9 protein-coding genes and 1 pseudogene are annotated in these 16,427 nt (G+C 43.0%); 9 read left to right on the plus strand and 1 reads right to left on the minus strand.

Annotation, left to right across the window (positions count from 1 at the left end):
- The first annotated feature begins 17 nt into the window (after positions 1-17).
- The 3 genes and pseudogenes from QZ135_RS06915 (at position 18) to QZ135_RS06925 (ending at position 4,648) form a co-directional block, all read left to right on the plus strand.
- On the plus strand, positions 18-1,412 hold the full coding sequence (locus QZ135_RS06915) for a glycosyl hydrolase family 28 protein (RefSeq protein WP_294607116.1): 1,395 nt from the start codon (positions 18-20) through the stop codon (positions 1,410-1,412).
- Between the two features lie 93 nt (positions 1,413-1,505).
- The gene (locus QZ135_RS06920; protein WP_294607118.1) at positions 1,506-2,948 is read left to right on the plus strand and encodes a TlpA family protein disulfide reductase; all 1,443 of its coding nucleotides are present in this window, start codon (positions 1,506-1,508) and stop codon (positions 2,946-2,948) included.
- 90 nt (positions 2,949-3,038) lie between these two features.
- A pseudogene (locus tag QZ135_RS06925) lies at positions 3,039-4,648 on the plus strand (hypothetical protein).
- 124 nt (positions 4,649-4,772) lie between these two features.
- Here QZ135_RS06925 and QZ135_RS06930 read toward each other — a convergent pair.
- The gene (locus tag QZ135_RS06930; RefSeq protein WP_294607120.1) at positions 4,773-6,704 is read right to left on the minus strand and encodes a glycoside hydrolase family 97 protein; all 1,932 of its coding nucleotides are present in this window, start codon (positions 6,702-6,704) and stop codon (positions 4,773-4,775) included.
- Between the two features lie 340 nt (positions 6,705-7,044).
- Between QZ135_RS06930 and QZ135_RS06935 the strand changes: the two genes are divergently transcribed.
- From QZ135_RS06935 to QZ135_RS06960, 6 genes are all read left to right on the plus strand, one after another.
- Positions 7,045-8,643 carry an alginate lyase family protein gene (locus QZ135_RS06935; protein WP_138292650.1) on the plus strand — a complete coding sequence of 533 codons (1,599 nt, stop codon included), beginning with the start codon at positions 7,045-7,047 and terminating at the stop codon, positions 8,641-8,643.
- 52 nt (positions 8,644-8,695) lie between these two features.
- Entirely contained in the window at positions 8,696-10,621 is a 1,926-nt protein-coding gene (locus tag QZ135_RS06940) for a glycoside hydrolase family 127 protein (RefSeq protein ID WP_294607121.1), read from the plus strand.
- Positions 10,622-10,642: 21 nt separating this feature from the next.
- Positions 10,643-12,586, plus strand: a complete 1,944-nt coding sequence (locus QZ135_RS06945; protein ID WP_294607122.1) for a glycoside hydrolase family 97 protein — start codon at positions 10,643-10,645, stop codon at positions 12,584-12,586.
- A 145-nt stretch (positions 12,587-12,731) separates the two neighbouring features.
- Positions 12,732-14,381, plus strand: coding sequence for a glycoside hydrolase 43 family protein (locus QZ135_RS06950; RefSeq protein ID WP_294607123.1), 1,650 nt, complete (start codon positions 12,732-12,734; stop codon positions 14,379-14,381).
- 13 nt (positions 14,382-14,394) lie between these two features.
- On the plus strand, positions 14,395-15,618 hold the full coding sequence (locus QZ135_RS06955) for a glycoside hydrolase family 88 protein (RefSeq protein ID WP_294607125.1): 1,224 nt from the start codon (positions 14,395-14,397) through the stop codon (positions 15,616-15,618).
- A 501-nt stretch (positions 15,619-16,119) separates the two neighbouring features.
- The gene (locus QZ135_RS06960) at positions 16,120-16,413 is read left to right on the plus strand and encodes a hypothetical protein (protein WP_294607126.1); all 294 of its coding nucleotides are present in this window, start codon (positions 16,120-16,122) and stop codon (positions 16,411-16,413) included.
- Positions 16,414-16,427 lie beyond the last annotated feature (14 nt).

A 16,427-nucleotide genomic window follows, 5' to 3' on the forward strand; every position in this document is an offset into this window, starting at 1 on the left:
CAGAAAATCAAAGATTTATGAAACAGATATTGAAAATAGCCGTAGCATTATTATTTGCTGCAACGAGTGTAGCACATGCCCAATTAGTCACCTACCCCGCAAGCCTGCGCCCAGGCATGCCACACAATGACGACTACACAGTTCGCGTCCGCATCCCCGACGGCGAATGGAAGAACTTGTTCGAATACAATGTCCAGGTAGATATGGACAAAGTTCAGGATGCCTCTATGGTACAGTTTGACATGGGCAGCCCTGTGGAAGTAATGGTGAAGAAGAATAACGGCACCCTGCGCGAAACAGCCATACGCCCGCTAAACAACCGGGTGGAATATAAACAGGTACAGAATACCATCTTCTTTACGCTCGATAAACCGCAGTACCTATCTGTTGAGTTCAACGGTGAACGTCTGCACAACCTGCACCTCTTTGCCAATCCGCTGGAGACGGAGACGTATGAGAAGGAGGAAAAAGGAGTCATGTACTTCGGCCCCGGCGTACATCGCCCGAAAGACTTACCGAATAACCAAATTCGCATACCGAGCAATACGACTGTTTATCTGGCTCCGGGTGCCGTAGTTAAGGCTAAGTTATTGATAGATAACGCAGAGAACGTGCGCATCATCGGGCGGGGAATATTAGATCACCCCATCCGCGGTATCGAGATTACAGATTCCCGGAATGTATTGATAGACGGTATCACGGTAGTTAATCCTGACCATTACACCGTTTTCGGCGGTGGAGCTACAGGCATAACAATCAGGAACCTGAAATCTTTCAGTTGCAAGGGTTGGAGTGATGGCATTGATATGATGTGTTGCCGCAATGTACTTATTGACAACGTCTTTATGCGTAACTCGGATGACTGCATAGCCCTTTATAACCACCGCTGGAACTGGTGGGGCGGCTCAGGCGACATCACTGTGCAGAACTCCATACTTTGGGCAGATGTAGCACATCCCATCAACGTAGGCGGTCATGGCGACCCAGACTCTCCTACGGGAGAGGTGATTGAGAACCTGATTTTCCGTAACATAGATATTCTGGAACACGATGAAGACGACCCTCCCTACCAAGGTTGCATGGCGATAGACTGCGGTGACAAGAACCACGTTCGCAACATTCTGTTTGAGAACATCCGGGTAGAAAGCATTCAGGAAGGACGACTGTTCTATGTAAAAGTACGCTTCAACGAGAAGTACGACAAAGCACCGGGTAACAGCATCGACGGAATAACCTTCCGCAACATCACTTATACGGGAATCGGCGAAAATCCCTCTGTCATCGAAGGACTGGATAAAGAACGGCTTGTGAAAAATGCGACATTTGAAAATGTAGTAATCAATGGAGAACGGATGAAGGACCTGAAAGGAGTAGTAACCAATGATTTTATAAAAGGGATTAAGATAAAATGAACAATCACGGAGAAATAACAGAAAATAATTGTCCCGGTGTAACCTTATCACTATTTCAGCGTCTCAGATTATGAACCAAATAAAAAACAAATAATGGAATTCATCAAATCTTTATGCCTTGGCGGCATAGCAACGACTATGCTCCTGAGCGGATGTACTCAGAAGAGCATTACTTTAGAAGGCAAAGTAACAAATACATCCGGCGCTCCCATTGTATATAACATCACTACTGATGGTATTTACTTATCGAACAAGATTGATACTTTACGTTTAAATGCCGACAGTACGTATCAGATTACCTTACCTGTAAACGGGAACGAAAAGCTGTCTCTTTTTCTATATGGTGAGCGAAACTTAGGCAGTATCTATCTTGCTCCGGGAAAACAGACGCTTGATATCGACGCTTCCAAGTCTAATGAGCTGAATCCGGTTGACGGCTTGACGAAAGAAAATGAAATCCTCAAGAAGTTGACTGATCTGAATGAAAACGTATTTAATCTGCGTGCACGCCGGGGAGATATCTTTAACGTCGGTAAGGATACGGTTGCCTCATCCGTATATCAGAAGCTGACAGACTACGCCACTACATTAGAAAAAGAAGTGGCAGGGGTGGACGATCAGTTCAGGCAGAGAGCCATACAGGATATACGCTTACAGGCTTTGATGGCATATATGAATCAATACTTCGGTAACTACCGGAGAGGTTCCGAAACGGTCAAGAAGGAATGGGACGACGCTTACGCCCAGATGTTGGATTTTGCAAACGTCGGTCAGGCTGAAAGCGTGTTCTCTCCTGCATTTGCAGATGTCGTATCGAATATGGCAGGCATAGATATTTTCATGAAACATGAAAGGCGCACGAATGATGACAATGAACGCAATCAGTTGTTATTTGATTGGTATAAAACGAATCTAAAAGGTCGGGTACAGGAGACTGCAATGGGACTTCTCATTCTGGAAGACGAAAGCCGTGAGTATTTTGCAACCGGTATTCCTGCATTGTATGAGGAGTTCAAGACTTTACATCCACAAAGCGTGCTAATGCCGAAATTAGAAACAGCGATACAGAAGAACAAAGCGTTCAATGAAGCTGAACTTCCGAAAGACATTCATATATTGAATACGGACAGTGTACGCACCTTTAAGGAAATTACTGACTTATACCCGGGTAAAGTGATCTTTATCGATGTATGGGCTACCTGGTGCGGTCCTTGTCGTGCATCGTTCGCACACATCAAACCTTTGCAGAAATATGCTGCCGAAAATGATATCGTATTATTGTATGTTTCCATCGATACTCCCCAGAAAGCTGAGCTCTGGAAAAAAATGGCAGGGCACTATAACTTAAAAGGAGAGCATGTCATCATCAACGAAGCTTTCAAAATGGAAATTTATGAGAAGTTCGGGCGGAACGGTATGCTGTCGATCCCGCATTATGCCATTGTCAATAAAGAAGGAGTACTGCAATTCCCATCGGCAGCCAGCCCGGAAGATATGGATAAGCTGACGGAACAACTGAAAGAAGCCTCTAAATGAACGATTATTAACGAATACTAAGACTCATCGAAATACAGCAAAAACAGGCTTATTCTTCGTTCGTATTAATACTGTAAAAAACAAAGAACCATGAATAGATATAGACTGCTTTTTTCAATCATCCTCTTGCTGTTCCTCTCTCCCTGTTTGCGGGCAGGGGAATGGCAATGGTCTGTGACTCTTGACGGGTTCGTCTCTAATGAAACGAACCGGAATCCTACAGCTTTCTTGTGGATACCCGCTGACTGTATGCAGGTAAAAGCAATTATTGTAGGACAACACAATATGAGCGAAGAAACTCTTTTTGATAATCCCCTTTTCCGCGAAAAGATGCAGAAGCTGGGAATCGGCTTTGTATGGATAACTCCCGGTATCGACCAGCAATGGGATGTATCGAAAGGTACACAACAGATATTTGAGAAAATGATGGTTTCCCTGGCAGACGTCAGCGGATATAGTGAACTGAAAAATGTCCCCATCGTTCCCATAGGCCATTCGGCTATGGCTACTTATCCCTGGAATTTTGCCGCATGGAATCCGGAACGTACTTTGGCTATCATTTCCCTGGCGATGCTCCGCGTACGAATCTTACCGGCTACGGGCGTGAGAATCTGGAATGGGGACGTACCCGTAATATCGATGGAATACCCGGACTGATGATTGAAGGAGAATATGAATGGTGGGAAGCCCGGGTAAATCCGGCACTGGCCTTCCGCATGATGTATCCTGAAAGTTGTATCTCATTTCTGTGTGACGCAGAACGGGGACATTTCGATGTGGCAGATGAAACAGCCGCATACATTGCTCTATTTCTGGAAAAAGCTATCAATCAACGGCTGACGGATGAAGTAACGAAAGACGGTAAAGTAAAACTGAATCCGGTAAACCCAACCAAAGGCTGGCTGGCAGAACGCTGGCATCCCGATCAGAAGAAGCGAGTCAAAGCCGCCCCCTATTCACAATATAAAGGTGATCCTCATGATGCTTTCTGGTATTTTGACCGTGAAATAGCGGAAGCGACTGAAGCACGATATACGCAAAGCTGCGGAAAGAAAGAACAGTATCTGGGTTTTGAGCAAAACGACAGTTTACTGACATACGACAAGAAACAGCATGTACGTGTACAGCCTCGCTTCAATCCGGAAGCCGATGGAATCACTTTCCACCTGAAAGCCGTATGTACGGATTCCCTGAGAACCAAACTATCTGATGAGCATACAGATGCGACACCGATAATCAGTCGCATCTGTGGACCAGTAAAAAAGGTAAATGACACCACATTTATGGTATCTTTCTATCGGATGGGTATGAATAATCTGCGCCGTACCGGTGATATATGTCTGTTGGCAAGCCAAACAGGAGACCGGAAGTATAAAAATACTGTTCAGGAAGTCAGTATCCGCATCCCCTACCGGAATGCGGAAGGACAAAGGCAGTATATATTATTTCCAGGATTACCCGATGTGAAAGCGGGAAGCGCTTCTTTATCTTTAAAAGCCACAAGTGATTGTGGACTGCCCGTCTCTTACTACATCAAAGAAGGTCCGGCTGAAATAGAAGGAGAGCAAATTGTATTCACTCCTATCCCACCCCGCAGTAAATTTCCGGTAAAAGTAACAGTAGTTGCCTGGCAATATGGTATTGCTGGTAAAGTACAGACGGCCGAACCGGTGGAACGTAGTTTCTACATCCTGAAATAACTGTAACCACCCAATAGAGGATGTTTATTTAATAGGTTCGGCCGTTTGAATCTTAGGTGCTGCACTCCTACCATACTGCCACACCACTACCGTAACTTTTTATCTATCTCTTTTACATGTTTCATCACAACTTCTGTTGTTTATAGGTTTTCAAAGATTTATCCTTAGTCACTTCAGGCACTAAACGAATGGCAGAACCTCCCGAAGCCCTCAGATTAAAATACAGAACAGTCTTGGCATTGACACGGAATTTTGAGACTCTGACTTTCGTTCGTGTAGGAATAGATTTGTCGCCATCTGTATAAATTTCAGCTACATAATCTTTTCCTGCAGGCAGAAAACTCAAATCAACCGGTAACGTCCGTGCATCATTATTTGTAATTGAGCCTATGAACCATTCCTCTCCTCTCCGGCGAGCCACAGTAATAAACTCACCGACTTCACCTTGTAAAACCTTCGTATCATCCCAGGTGGTGTACACATCATCAAAGAACTTTAATTCCGGTTCGTCCTGCGAATCCGAAGGCTTATCATACCAATATATATATTGCAGGGGACTATAATAGACAGCTGCTAATGCCAATTGATGCGCCGGTGTAGTCTGAATGGACTTAGAACGGGGAACACCATAATTATCTTTTTCAACGTTCAGCCTGCCAAAGTCCTGGCGATAGTAACATATCGTATAATCGGCTGCTCCGGCTACAAAGCGGGTAAAAGGCAACGTAACATTATGAGTGGCATCCGGAAATTCTTCATTGCCGCGAATACCTTCCTGAGTCATCAGATTAGGATAGGTACGACTAAAACCTGTCGGACGATATTCATCATGAATGTCTACCATCAGCCCATAATCAGCACACTTTTTCACGGCTTCGTGCATCCATTTAGTCCACACCTGTGAACCTACCTGCACGAATCCAAACTTAATTCCCGAAATTCCCCATGATTTATACAAAGGGAGTATCTCATCCAACTGTTGCTGCAAAGCCCGCTGATTAACATAGAGTATAACTCCGATGCCATGCTGCTTCGCATAAGTAACCACTTCTTTCAGATTCAGAGCATCTATTTTCGGATTCCTACGCGGATCAAGTGTTACGGTAGTAGCATCTGAAGCCTTATCATACTCAAAACCATACCAACCGGCATCAAAGTGGATATATTGCAGATTCCGTTTTACAGCAAAGTCTACCAAAGCTTTTCCACCTTCTGTGGTCAAGGTCACTTCACGCATCACTTTTCCTGGTTTAATCCAGGAAGTATCCTTAATCCGACATGGCGGATTCAAATTTAACAGAATATAATTGTGTTCCAAAATCTCACCCGGATTGTCAGCACACATGATTACACGCCACGGAGTAGAATAAGGAGCAATATCTTCTACCGGACCATACATAGCCGATATAATCGTATTCTTTTTAGTCGGTGACACATTGAACTTCGTACGTACATAATCCACCACTTGGGCTTCAGCTAGGCAGACATATCCTCCATCTGCCAGTGTCAGCAGTAACGGACGGTCCGATTCACCCGGCCAGTTTTCAAGAGGCAGATAAGAATACGGGGTCTGGGCTTTGGGGGTAAAATAAGCTTTAGTACCTTCGGGCATGGTATATTCTGTATACTCATCTGTAATCTTCAGATATTGTCCGCCCGGAAAATGGTAACGGAAGGCAATTCCCTCATCATAAGCACGGACATCAAGAATCAGCTTATCACGTCCGTTCTGACGGTTGACAACTATTTTCCATGCATGATAGCAGTCTTTAATTTCACTTCTTTCCCCATAAACCGGATGCCAGATCGTATCTTTCCGACTACTATCCACAGTTCCTATTTCAACTCCATCCCGCCATTCTACATTTGCATTGATTCCCAATAAGGAAGGTTTTACTGTCTGTTTGCCATTCCAAGTCAAAGAATAGTGTAACTGTCCACCGCTATCACTCAACGTAAACTGGTATTTTCCATCCGGTGATGTCATATTCACCTCTTTGCCCTGTACACTCAAAGACAAAGCTACACATAATACGCCTACAAATAATTTTTTCATTTCAGAATTCTACTTTATATTATTACTTTACATATCAACCGCCTTAAAGATGCTTTCATACCATAATTCATATTTCAATGTTATTAAATTATAGTTCTTCCAGACCAGCATTTAAAATAAAAACGAATAAGCAAGCTCTTTTACTCAATATGGATCGTAACTAAATTCATCTATTTCCGCCTGAAAACACATTTTAACCTCATAATACACTATTCATAGAATGATTTTCCATAATAAAACTAAAAAGTATAATACTGCTTTAGGTAAATTCGCACATAATAAGCTATATAATACATATTGACTTCTATCTAATATGTATTAACCTTATTATTTTAAGAATATGATGAAAAAGAAATTTATTCCGTTATTTATTCTTCTCTTTTATATGCTGAATATAAACAGTCAAGAGTTTATTCATCCGGGCTTACTTCATTCTGAGTCCTCATTAAAAAGAATCCGGGAACTTGTTAGAAATGAGACCCAACCGGCTTACGGTTCATTCAACATCATGCGAGGAATGCCTGAGGGAAAAGCTGATTATCGCATAAAAGGACCTTTCGAAACTATCAGCCGTGCCGGTAAATATGGTTATACCAAAGATCCTTGTGAACGAGATTTTAATGCAGCTTATTACAATGCCATTCTTTGGATAGTCACAGGAAAAGAGCCTCATGCAGACAAAGCAATGGAGATTATCAGAGCGTATGCAAGTACCCTAAAGAAAATAGAAGGTCCGGACGATCCGCTTTGTGCCGGCCTTCAAGGATTTATGCTGGTAAACGCAGCAGAAATCATGAGATATACATATACAGCAGATAAATATGCCAACGGATGGGATGTAAAAGATACGCCCAAAGTAGAAAACATGTTCCGAAATGTATTCCAACCTATACTTACTACTTTCTACAATACCAAACCTTACACCAACGGTAACTGGGGAATTGCAGTAACGAAGGCACAAATGGCATTCGGAGTATTTCTAAACGATAAAAAGTTGTATGAAGACGCCATAGAGTTTTTTCTGAAAGGCCATGACAATGGAACTCTTCCCAACTACGTAGCAGAATCCGGCCAAATACAGGAAAGTGGACGTGACCAGCAACATGCTATGTTAGGATTAGGATGCCTCTCGGAAATTGCTGAAATAGCCTGGACACAAGGCAAGGATTTGTATAGTGCTTTGGACAATCGCCTTATGAAAGGTTATGAATACTTGGCCAAATCCAATCTGGGCTATGAGGTACCTTTCTTTACCTGGAAAGATATAACCGGAAAATATTCAAACTGGACTACGTTAGGGGAAGAAGGAATGGGACGTTTCCGCTCATTATTTGAAATAGCATACAATCACTATGTTGAACGCAAAGGGTTAGAAATGCCATATACCCAAATTGTATTAGGCATGATACGTCCTGAAGGACCGGGATTTACTTGTGACAACCCAGGCTTCGGCAGCCTGTTGTTCTATTTGGGAAAGGACTCAAATGAAAGAAAAGTCCCCGGACAAATAAATGAGAATCTTTCTCAACTGGAAGGATGGACTTTCGCCAATTGCTCTTATAAACAGGTAGATAATCTTATGTCATTCGTATCATCCGGAGTAAATATGCAAAAGAAAAGGATTTCCTACCACGCAAGAAACTATCCGTATATTGCTGTAAAGGCACCCAAGATTCCAGCATCCGCAAATAAAGACTGGTTGCAATTAAGCTATAGCGTTGCCAGTGCTCCGGAGTTTTGGAAATTAGATTCGAATAAAGCTAAAAAGATAGGAAAAGATATCTATGTATTCAAGATTACAGACTATCTGTCAAATAATGGAACGCACTTCACAGAAAGGCCAACAAACATTACTCTTATTCTCAATTTTGGGAATATCAGTAATGAACCAGTAATTGTGGAATGGATTCGTTCATTTGAAAAGCTGGAAGATATTTGAGTAATATATTTCTCTCCTTCGTATATATAAAGAAAGAATTAATAAAAAAGTTATGAGAAATAAGAGTTTAATCCTAATAACAATCTGTGCGGCTCTATCAACCGGTCTTTCCGCTCAATCCATTTATCCCGGACAGCATACCGGGAAAATGAAAAAAATGACAACCGCACCGATGCAGGTAGAAAGTTTCGACTTAAAAGACGTACGTTTATTGCCAAGCCGCTTTCGCGACAATATGATGCGTGATTCTATTTGGATGACCTCCATAGCAACCAATCGTTTGCTGCACAGTTTCCGCAACAATGCCGGAGTATTTGCCGGACGTGAAGGCGGATATATGACCGTAAAAAAACTGGGCGGCTGGGAATCACTGGACTGCGAACTGCGTGGACATACAACAGGGCATTTACTATCAGCCTATGCGCTCATGTACGCATCTACCGGAAGTGAAATATTCAAGTTGAAAGGTGACAGCCTTGTTACAGGTCTGGCAGAAGTACAAGCAGCTTTGGGAAACGGGTATCTCAGTGCATATCCGGAAGAATTGATTAATCGGAACATACGTGGGACAAGTGTATGGGCACCCTGGTATACATTACACAAGCTCTTCTCCGGATTGATCGACCAATACCTCTATACAGATAACAAACAGGCATTGGAAGTAGTTACCCGCATGGGCGACTGGGCTTATAATAAACTTAAACCACTGGATGAAGCCACCCGGAAAAGGATGATACAGAATGAATTCGGCGGTGTGAACGAATCTTTTTATAATCTTTATGCCATCACCGGCGACGAGCGTTATCAATGGCTTGCTGAATTTTTCTATCACAATGATGTTATCGATCCGCTGAAAGAACAACGCGATGATTTAGGAACAAAGCACACGAATACCTTTATCCCAAAAGTTCTTGCCGAAGCACGCAACTACGAGTTGACGCAGGATAATGGTAGTCGGAAACTGACTGATTTTTTCTGGCATACCATGATAGACCATCATACCTTTGCACCGGGATGCAGCAGTGATAAAGAGCATTATTTCGATCCACAACAATTATCCAAACATCTGACCGGATATACCGGTGAGACTTGTTGTACATACAATATGCTGAAACTCAGTCGCCACCTGTTTTGCTGGACAGGAGATGCCAAAGTTGCCGACTACTACGAACGTGCACTCTATAATCATATCCTTGGGCAACAAGACCCTGAAACGGGAATGGTATCCTATTTCTTGCCTTTGCTCTCCGGCTCGCACAAAGTTTATAGTACCCAGGAGAATTCCTTCTGGTGTTGTGTAGGCAGTGGTTTCGAAAGCCATGCTAAATATGGAGAAGCTATCTATTATCACAATGACCAGGGAATCTACGTAAACCTCTTTATCCCGTCAGAAGTAAACTGGAGAGCGAAAGGAATAACTCTGCACCAAGAAACAAGTTTCCCTGCAGAAGAAAACACAGCATTGACCATCCAAACGGACAAGCCTGTCACCACTACGATTTATCTGCGCTATCCATCATGGAGTAAAAATGTGAAAGTAAACGTCAATGGAAAAAAAGTATCGGTAAAACAGAAACCGGGATCATACATTGCCGTAACCCGCCAATGGAAAGACGGTGATCGTATTGAAGCTAATTATCCGATGAGCCTGCAACTGGAAACAACGCCAGACAATCCACAAAAGGGAACCCTGCTATACGGACCGCTGGTATTGGCCGGTGAATCAGGAACAGAAGGTATGCAATCTCCGGCACCATTCTCTGATCCGGCATTATACAATGATTACTATACTTACAATTATCATATCCCGGCCGAACTGAATACTACATTACAAATAAACCGGAAACACCCCGAACACAGTTTACAACGTACGGGTAAGGAACTGATATTTAAAGCATCACAGGGCAATGTTCTAAAGCCACTGTATGACTTACATCACCAACGTTATGTTATATACTGGGATTTAATAGAAAAGTAGAAATAAAATAAATACAAAAATATGAAGACTATCGGCTCAGCAATTATTATGTTAGCTCTCGCTCCTTCCCTCTTTGCGGACAATAGCAAGGAACTGAAGCTAGCATCTCCTGACGGAACACATGAAATAGTATTTTACCAAAAGCAGGTTTCACCCGCGGTAAACGAGCTTTGTTATCGGGTAGATTACAAGTCACAACCTGTAGTCAATGAATCACGTGCCGGACTGGAACTGGACAACCGGATATGGGAAATGGCTCTGGGAGCACGAAACCTGAAACAGTCTGCCTGCTGGATGGACAATCTGGAAGTAGACTCCGTGACTTACCAACCCGAAACAGACATCACCTGGCAGCCGCTTTACGGTGAACGTAGTAGTGTACGAGATCATTACCGGGCCGGCACCCTTTATCTCTCCCAAAAAGATAACTCCGGCTACCGGCTCAACATTGAGGTGCGCGCCTATAATGAAGGAGTAGCTTTCCGCTATTTCTTCCCGGAACACCCGAAGGCTATCTTTCATAAAGTAGTAGGTGATCTCACAGAATACGCCTTACCGGCAGGTACAAAAGCATGGACCGAACAATGGGCACAGGCTTTCTTTGAGTACCTGAACATTGATGATATCAAACATCCGGTAGAACGTGCCCTTACGCTGGAACTCCCGAATGGTAAATGGGCCGCACTGGCAGATGCTGATGTAGACGACTGGTGCCTGACCAAATACCTTGCCTCCACAGATAAGAAGAACACACTGACTTCTGTAATGTATAGCCCCGTGGATGTGGTGACTTATTATGCCACTCCCTGGAAAATAGTCATGGCAGCCGACAAACCGGGTGAATTGCTTGAACACAATGATATCATCCAGAATCTGAATCCGCCGTGTGAAATTTCCGATGCCGCTGCATGGGTGAAACCAGGCAAGATTATGCGCGAAGCAACTATCACAACCGAAGGCGCTATTGCAACCATCGACTTCTGTGCAGCACATAATATCCCTTATATGCTTTTCGACTGGCAATGGTACATGCCCTGTGCTTCACATGACGGGGATGCCACAAAGGTGGTTGCCCAACTGGATATGCCTCGTGTAATAGCTTATGGCAAGGACAAAGGGGTTGGCGTCTGGGTGTACGTAAACCAGCATGCACTTATGAAACAAATGCGTGAACTTTTCCCATTGCTCCGCAAATGGGGAATTGTCGGGGTGAAATCCGGTTTCGTACAATACGCCAGCCATCGCTGGGCAACCTGGATCCATGATATGGTTCGTTTAGCGGCAGAAAATCATCTGCTGATGAATATCCATGATGAATATCGTCCTTCAGGCTTCAGCCGTACTTATCCGAATTTATTGACTCAGGAAGGTATCTGTGGAAACGAAGAATTTCCCGATGCAACTCATAACGTCACGCTCCCCTTCACTCGTATGATAAACGGTGCAGCCGACTATACGATCTGTTATTTCGACAAACGGCTGAAAACGACTCATGCTCACCAACTGGCAGCATCGCTCGTGTTCTACAGCCCACTACAAACTATCTTCTGGTATGACAAACCATCGTTCTATCACGGAGAACCGGAAATAGAATGGTTTGAGAACTTGCAAACCGTATTCGACGATACGAAAGTATTGGATGGCACTCCCGGCAAAAACATAACAATGGCACGCCGAAAAGGTCAGGAATGGTTTGTTGCAGCAATGACCAACAATGAAGGTTCTGAAGAAGAAATACCTCTCACGTTCCTTGATAAAGAAAAAAATTATCTCGCCTGCATCTATACGGATGGAGGAGAAAAGATAAAAACAAGTACACAAGTAAAATGTACTTATCTGTTTGTCAATGCTTCACAAACTATGAAGTTCCAGCTGAAACCCAGTGGTGGAGCTGCCATAAGATTGGTACCTATAGACAGACAGGAAATGAAGAAGTATAAAAAGTACAAAGGAGAAAGATTATAAAATATGATATTTCATTGAGTGAATAAACAGATTCGCTCGTATTAATAGGCAAATAACACATTAAGATTATTTTCAGTAGATAAAGGTAAGAGTTTGTTTAGGTAAAATCTTTGTTTTCAGGATATTTTAAAAGGTAAATAAAAAGATGAAAAAGATATTTCTGCTTACGACATTGCTATGCGCTGCCTGCTGGCAGGCGGACGCCCAATATGTATCCAAAGCCTGGGTATCTGATCAGAAGGATGGCACATACATCAATCCGGTGCTGCATGCCGATTATTCCGATCCGGATGTCTGTGCGGCAGGTGAAGATTTTTATATGACGGCTTCCAGCTTCGGATGTGCTCCCGGTTTGCCCATTCTCCATTCCAAAGACTTGGTTAACTGGAAATACGCAGGCTATGCGCTGAAACAGATAGAACCCATCGAGTTCTTCAATGCTCCCCAGCATGGAAAAGGTGTTTGGGCACCATCCATCCGCCACCATAATGGAGAGTTTTATATCTATTGGGGAGATCCGGATCATGGCATCTTCATGGTAAAGACCAAAGACCCGGCCGGAGAATGGGAGAAACCGATATTGGTAAAAGCCGGTCGTGGCATGATAGACCCTGCTCCACTATGGGATGAAGATGAAAAAGTATATCTGGTACACGCATGGGCAGGAAGTCGTGCCGCACTGAACAGTGTTATCACAATTTGTGAGATGAATGCAGAAGGAACAAAAGTGATCAGTGATCCGGTACTGGTCTTTGATGGTAATGATGGAATCAACCATACAATTGAAGGCCCCAAACTCTATAAGCGGAATGGCTACTACTATATTTTTGCCCCGGCAGGCGGAGTAGCAACCGGATGGCAGTTAGTATTGCGTTCGCGGAATATATACGGTCCTTATGAGAAGAAGATTGTCATGGCGCAAGGCTCTACCGGCATCAATGGTCCCCACCAAGGCGCATGGGTTGATACGCAGACAGGGGAATCCTGGTTCGTTCACTTTCAGGATAAAGCCATGTATGGGCGTGTCGTTCACCTGAACCCGATGAAGTGGGTAAACGACTGGCCTGTAATTGGAGAAGATAAGGACGGCGATGGTTGTGGCGAACCAGTAACCCGTTATAAAAAGCCCAATGTAGGCAAGAATTACCCGGTAGAAACACCTGCGGACAGTGACAAGTTCAATACCCGTCAGTTAGGCCTACAATGGGAATGGCATGCCAATTATCAGGATACATTCGGATATACTTCCGACCTGGGATTCATCCGTATTTACGGACATATTCTCTCCGAAAACTTTGTGAATTTCTGGGAAGTGCCAAACCTTTTATTGCAGAAATTCATGGCAGAAGAGTTCACAGCAACTACCAAACTAAAAGTTTCCGCCAAAATGGACGGACAGCAATCCGGATTGATTGTGATGGGTTGGGACTATTGTTACCTCGGAGTAGAGAAAGAGGGCGATAAGTTTATATTGAAACAAGTGACTTGCAAGGATGCAGAGCAAAAGACACCCGAAACAGTCACTCGCCTGGCAGAATTACCTGCCAGCAGAAAGTACGAAGCAGGTTTGTTTCCCAACTACGAAAGAGATATCTATCTACAGGTAAAAATAGAGAAAGGCGGTATCTGCCACTTCTATTACAGCCTGGATGGTAAGAAATATAAAGCAATAGGTATGCCTTTCACAGCCCGTCAGGGAAAATGGATAGGTGCCAAAGTAGGGCTATTCAGTACCACTCCTTATGGTAAGGAACGGGGATGGGTAGATGCCGATTGGTTTCACATAGATAAATAAAAAGACTGATTATATGAAAACAAAAGAACTACTGTTCGGTGCATGCTTGTGCATGTTTACAGCTTGCAACATGCCCGAGAAAGGAATGGATGTAGATGTATATGAGGCGCTGGATTACTGTGACGCCCAGGTACAACGCACTTTAACAGAACTAAAAGCGGCAGAAGGTACTATCGACTACTCGATGATGCCCCGTAACATCATGGACAGCCTCAACACCTGGCATTGCCGAAAAGCAACAAAGGATGAATGGTGCAGTGGCTTCTGGCCGGGAGTTTTATGGTATGATTACGAATATACCGGTAAAGCAGCCATAAAGAAAGAAGCAGAGAAATTCACCGAACCGTTGAAGTTCCTGTCACAAATTCCGGCATACGACCATGACCTGGGTTTTCTGATCTTTTGCAGCTACGGCAATGGATATCGGTTGACACATAATCCGGAATACAAACAAGTGATTCTGGATACAGCAGATTCACTGGCAACCTTGTTCAAACCTCGTGTAGGCACTATACTTTCATGGCCACGTAATGTAGAAATGTTCGGTGGACACAATACGATCATGGATAATATGATAAACCTGGAAATGCTTTTCTGGGCTGCCAAGAACGGAGGAAACCCATATCTGGCAGATATAGCAGTGTCGCACGCTGATAAGACTATGAAATATCAGTTCCGTCCCGACTACACTTCCTATCACGTAGCAGTTTATGATACTTTGACGGGCGACTTCATAAAAGGAGTTACACATCAGGGATATGCAGACAATACCATGTGGGCACGCGGACAGGCGTGGGCTATCTATGGATATACAGTAGTCTACAGGGAAACATTAGATCCGCGATATCTGGATTTTGTACAGAAAGTAACAGATGTATATTTAGAAAGATTGCCGGAAGACTATGTGCCTTACTGGGATTTTGATGACCCCAATATCCCGAATGTCCCACGTGATGCTTCCGCTGCAAGTGTAACCGCATCGGCTTTACTTGAACTCTCCACTTACCTGCCCGGCAAAAAGGGAGAAGAATATAAGAATGCAGCTATAAAAATGTTGGCAAGCCTGAGTTCGGACAAGTATCAATGCGGCAAAAGCAAACCGGCATTCCTCCTTCACTCCACCGGACACTTGCCGAATAATTCTGAAATAGATGCTGCCATCATCTATGCAGATTATTACTATATTGAAGCCTTGATACGACTAAAAAATTCAATCGAAAACAAGGCTGTCATATAAAGGAAACACTCTCCCCTCTTACTGTTCCAGTTTGAGGGGAAGTGTAAACCAGAAGGTAGACCCTTTTCCCAACGTAGACTCAACTCCGATTTCACCGCCCATATTTTGAATGCAATATTTTCGCATGTCATCCCTCAACAATAAGGGGTATTGCCCGGCATTAACACTGCTTTCGGAAGATTTTCTCCATAGGTAGAAAACAGATTTTCTTTATATTATCTCAGAATTTCGGGTGTTTCAATAATCAGAATATTCATATATTCCACTTTCATACTTATATTTCTCTGATTATACTTTTTCTGCATAATATGTGAAATAATAGTCTGACTCCAGGGAGCACCTGATGCATAACTACTAATAATCACATAATTTGATTTGATAAAAAAACACATAAAAATAATATTTGATTCGCCAGAAAATATTTTCAATCCGGCAATCAATATTTTTTCAATAAATAATTCTATATTTGCATCTAATATTTACCACGAAAAACTATTATATATGAAGAACATCATTTATTTGTTTGTATTTACAGTCATTGCAGGATGTACCAGCTCTTGTAAACAAGAAAGCCAATCCAAAGTAGTTAATGGCATTGTTTATGATGCCACAATGAACAATATAACTCTAATAACCGGTGAAGGAGATACAGTCAATATCAGTACCATGGATGCTAATACAAACAAGATAGGTGGTGTACTATTAGATGACAGCGTAGAAGTGACATATGTCAAGGAAAAGATTGAAGAAACAGAAATCCTGAAAGCTACGGAGGTGGTAATTATTAAAAAGTAATATTTGGGGGTGTT

This window comes from uncultured Bacteroides sp., from assembly GCF_905207245.1.
Classification (GTDB): domain Bacteria; phylum Bacteroidota; class Bacteroidia; order Bacteroidales; family Bacteroidaceae; genus Bacteroides.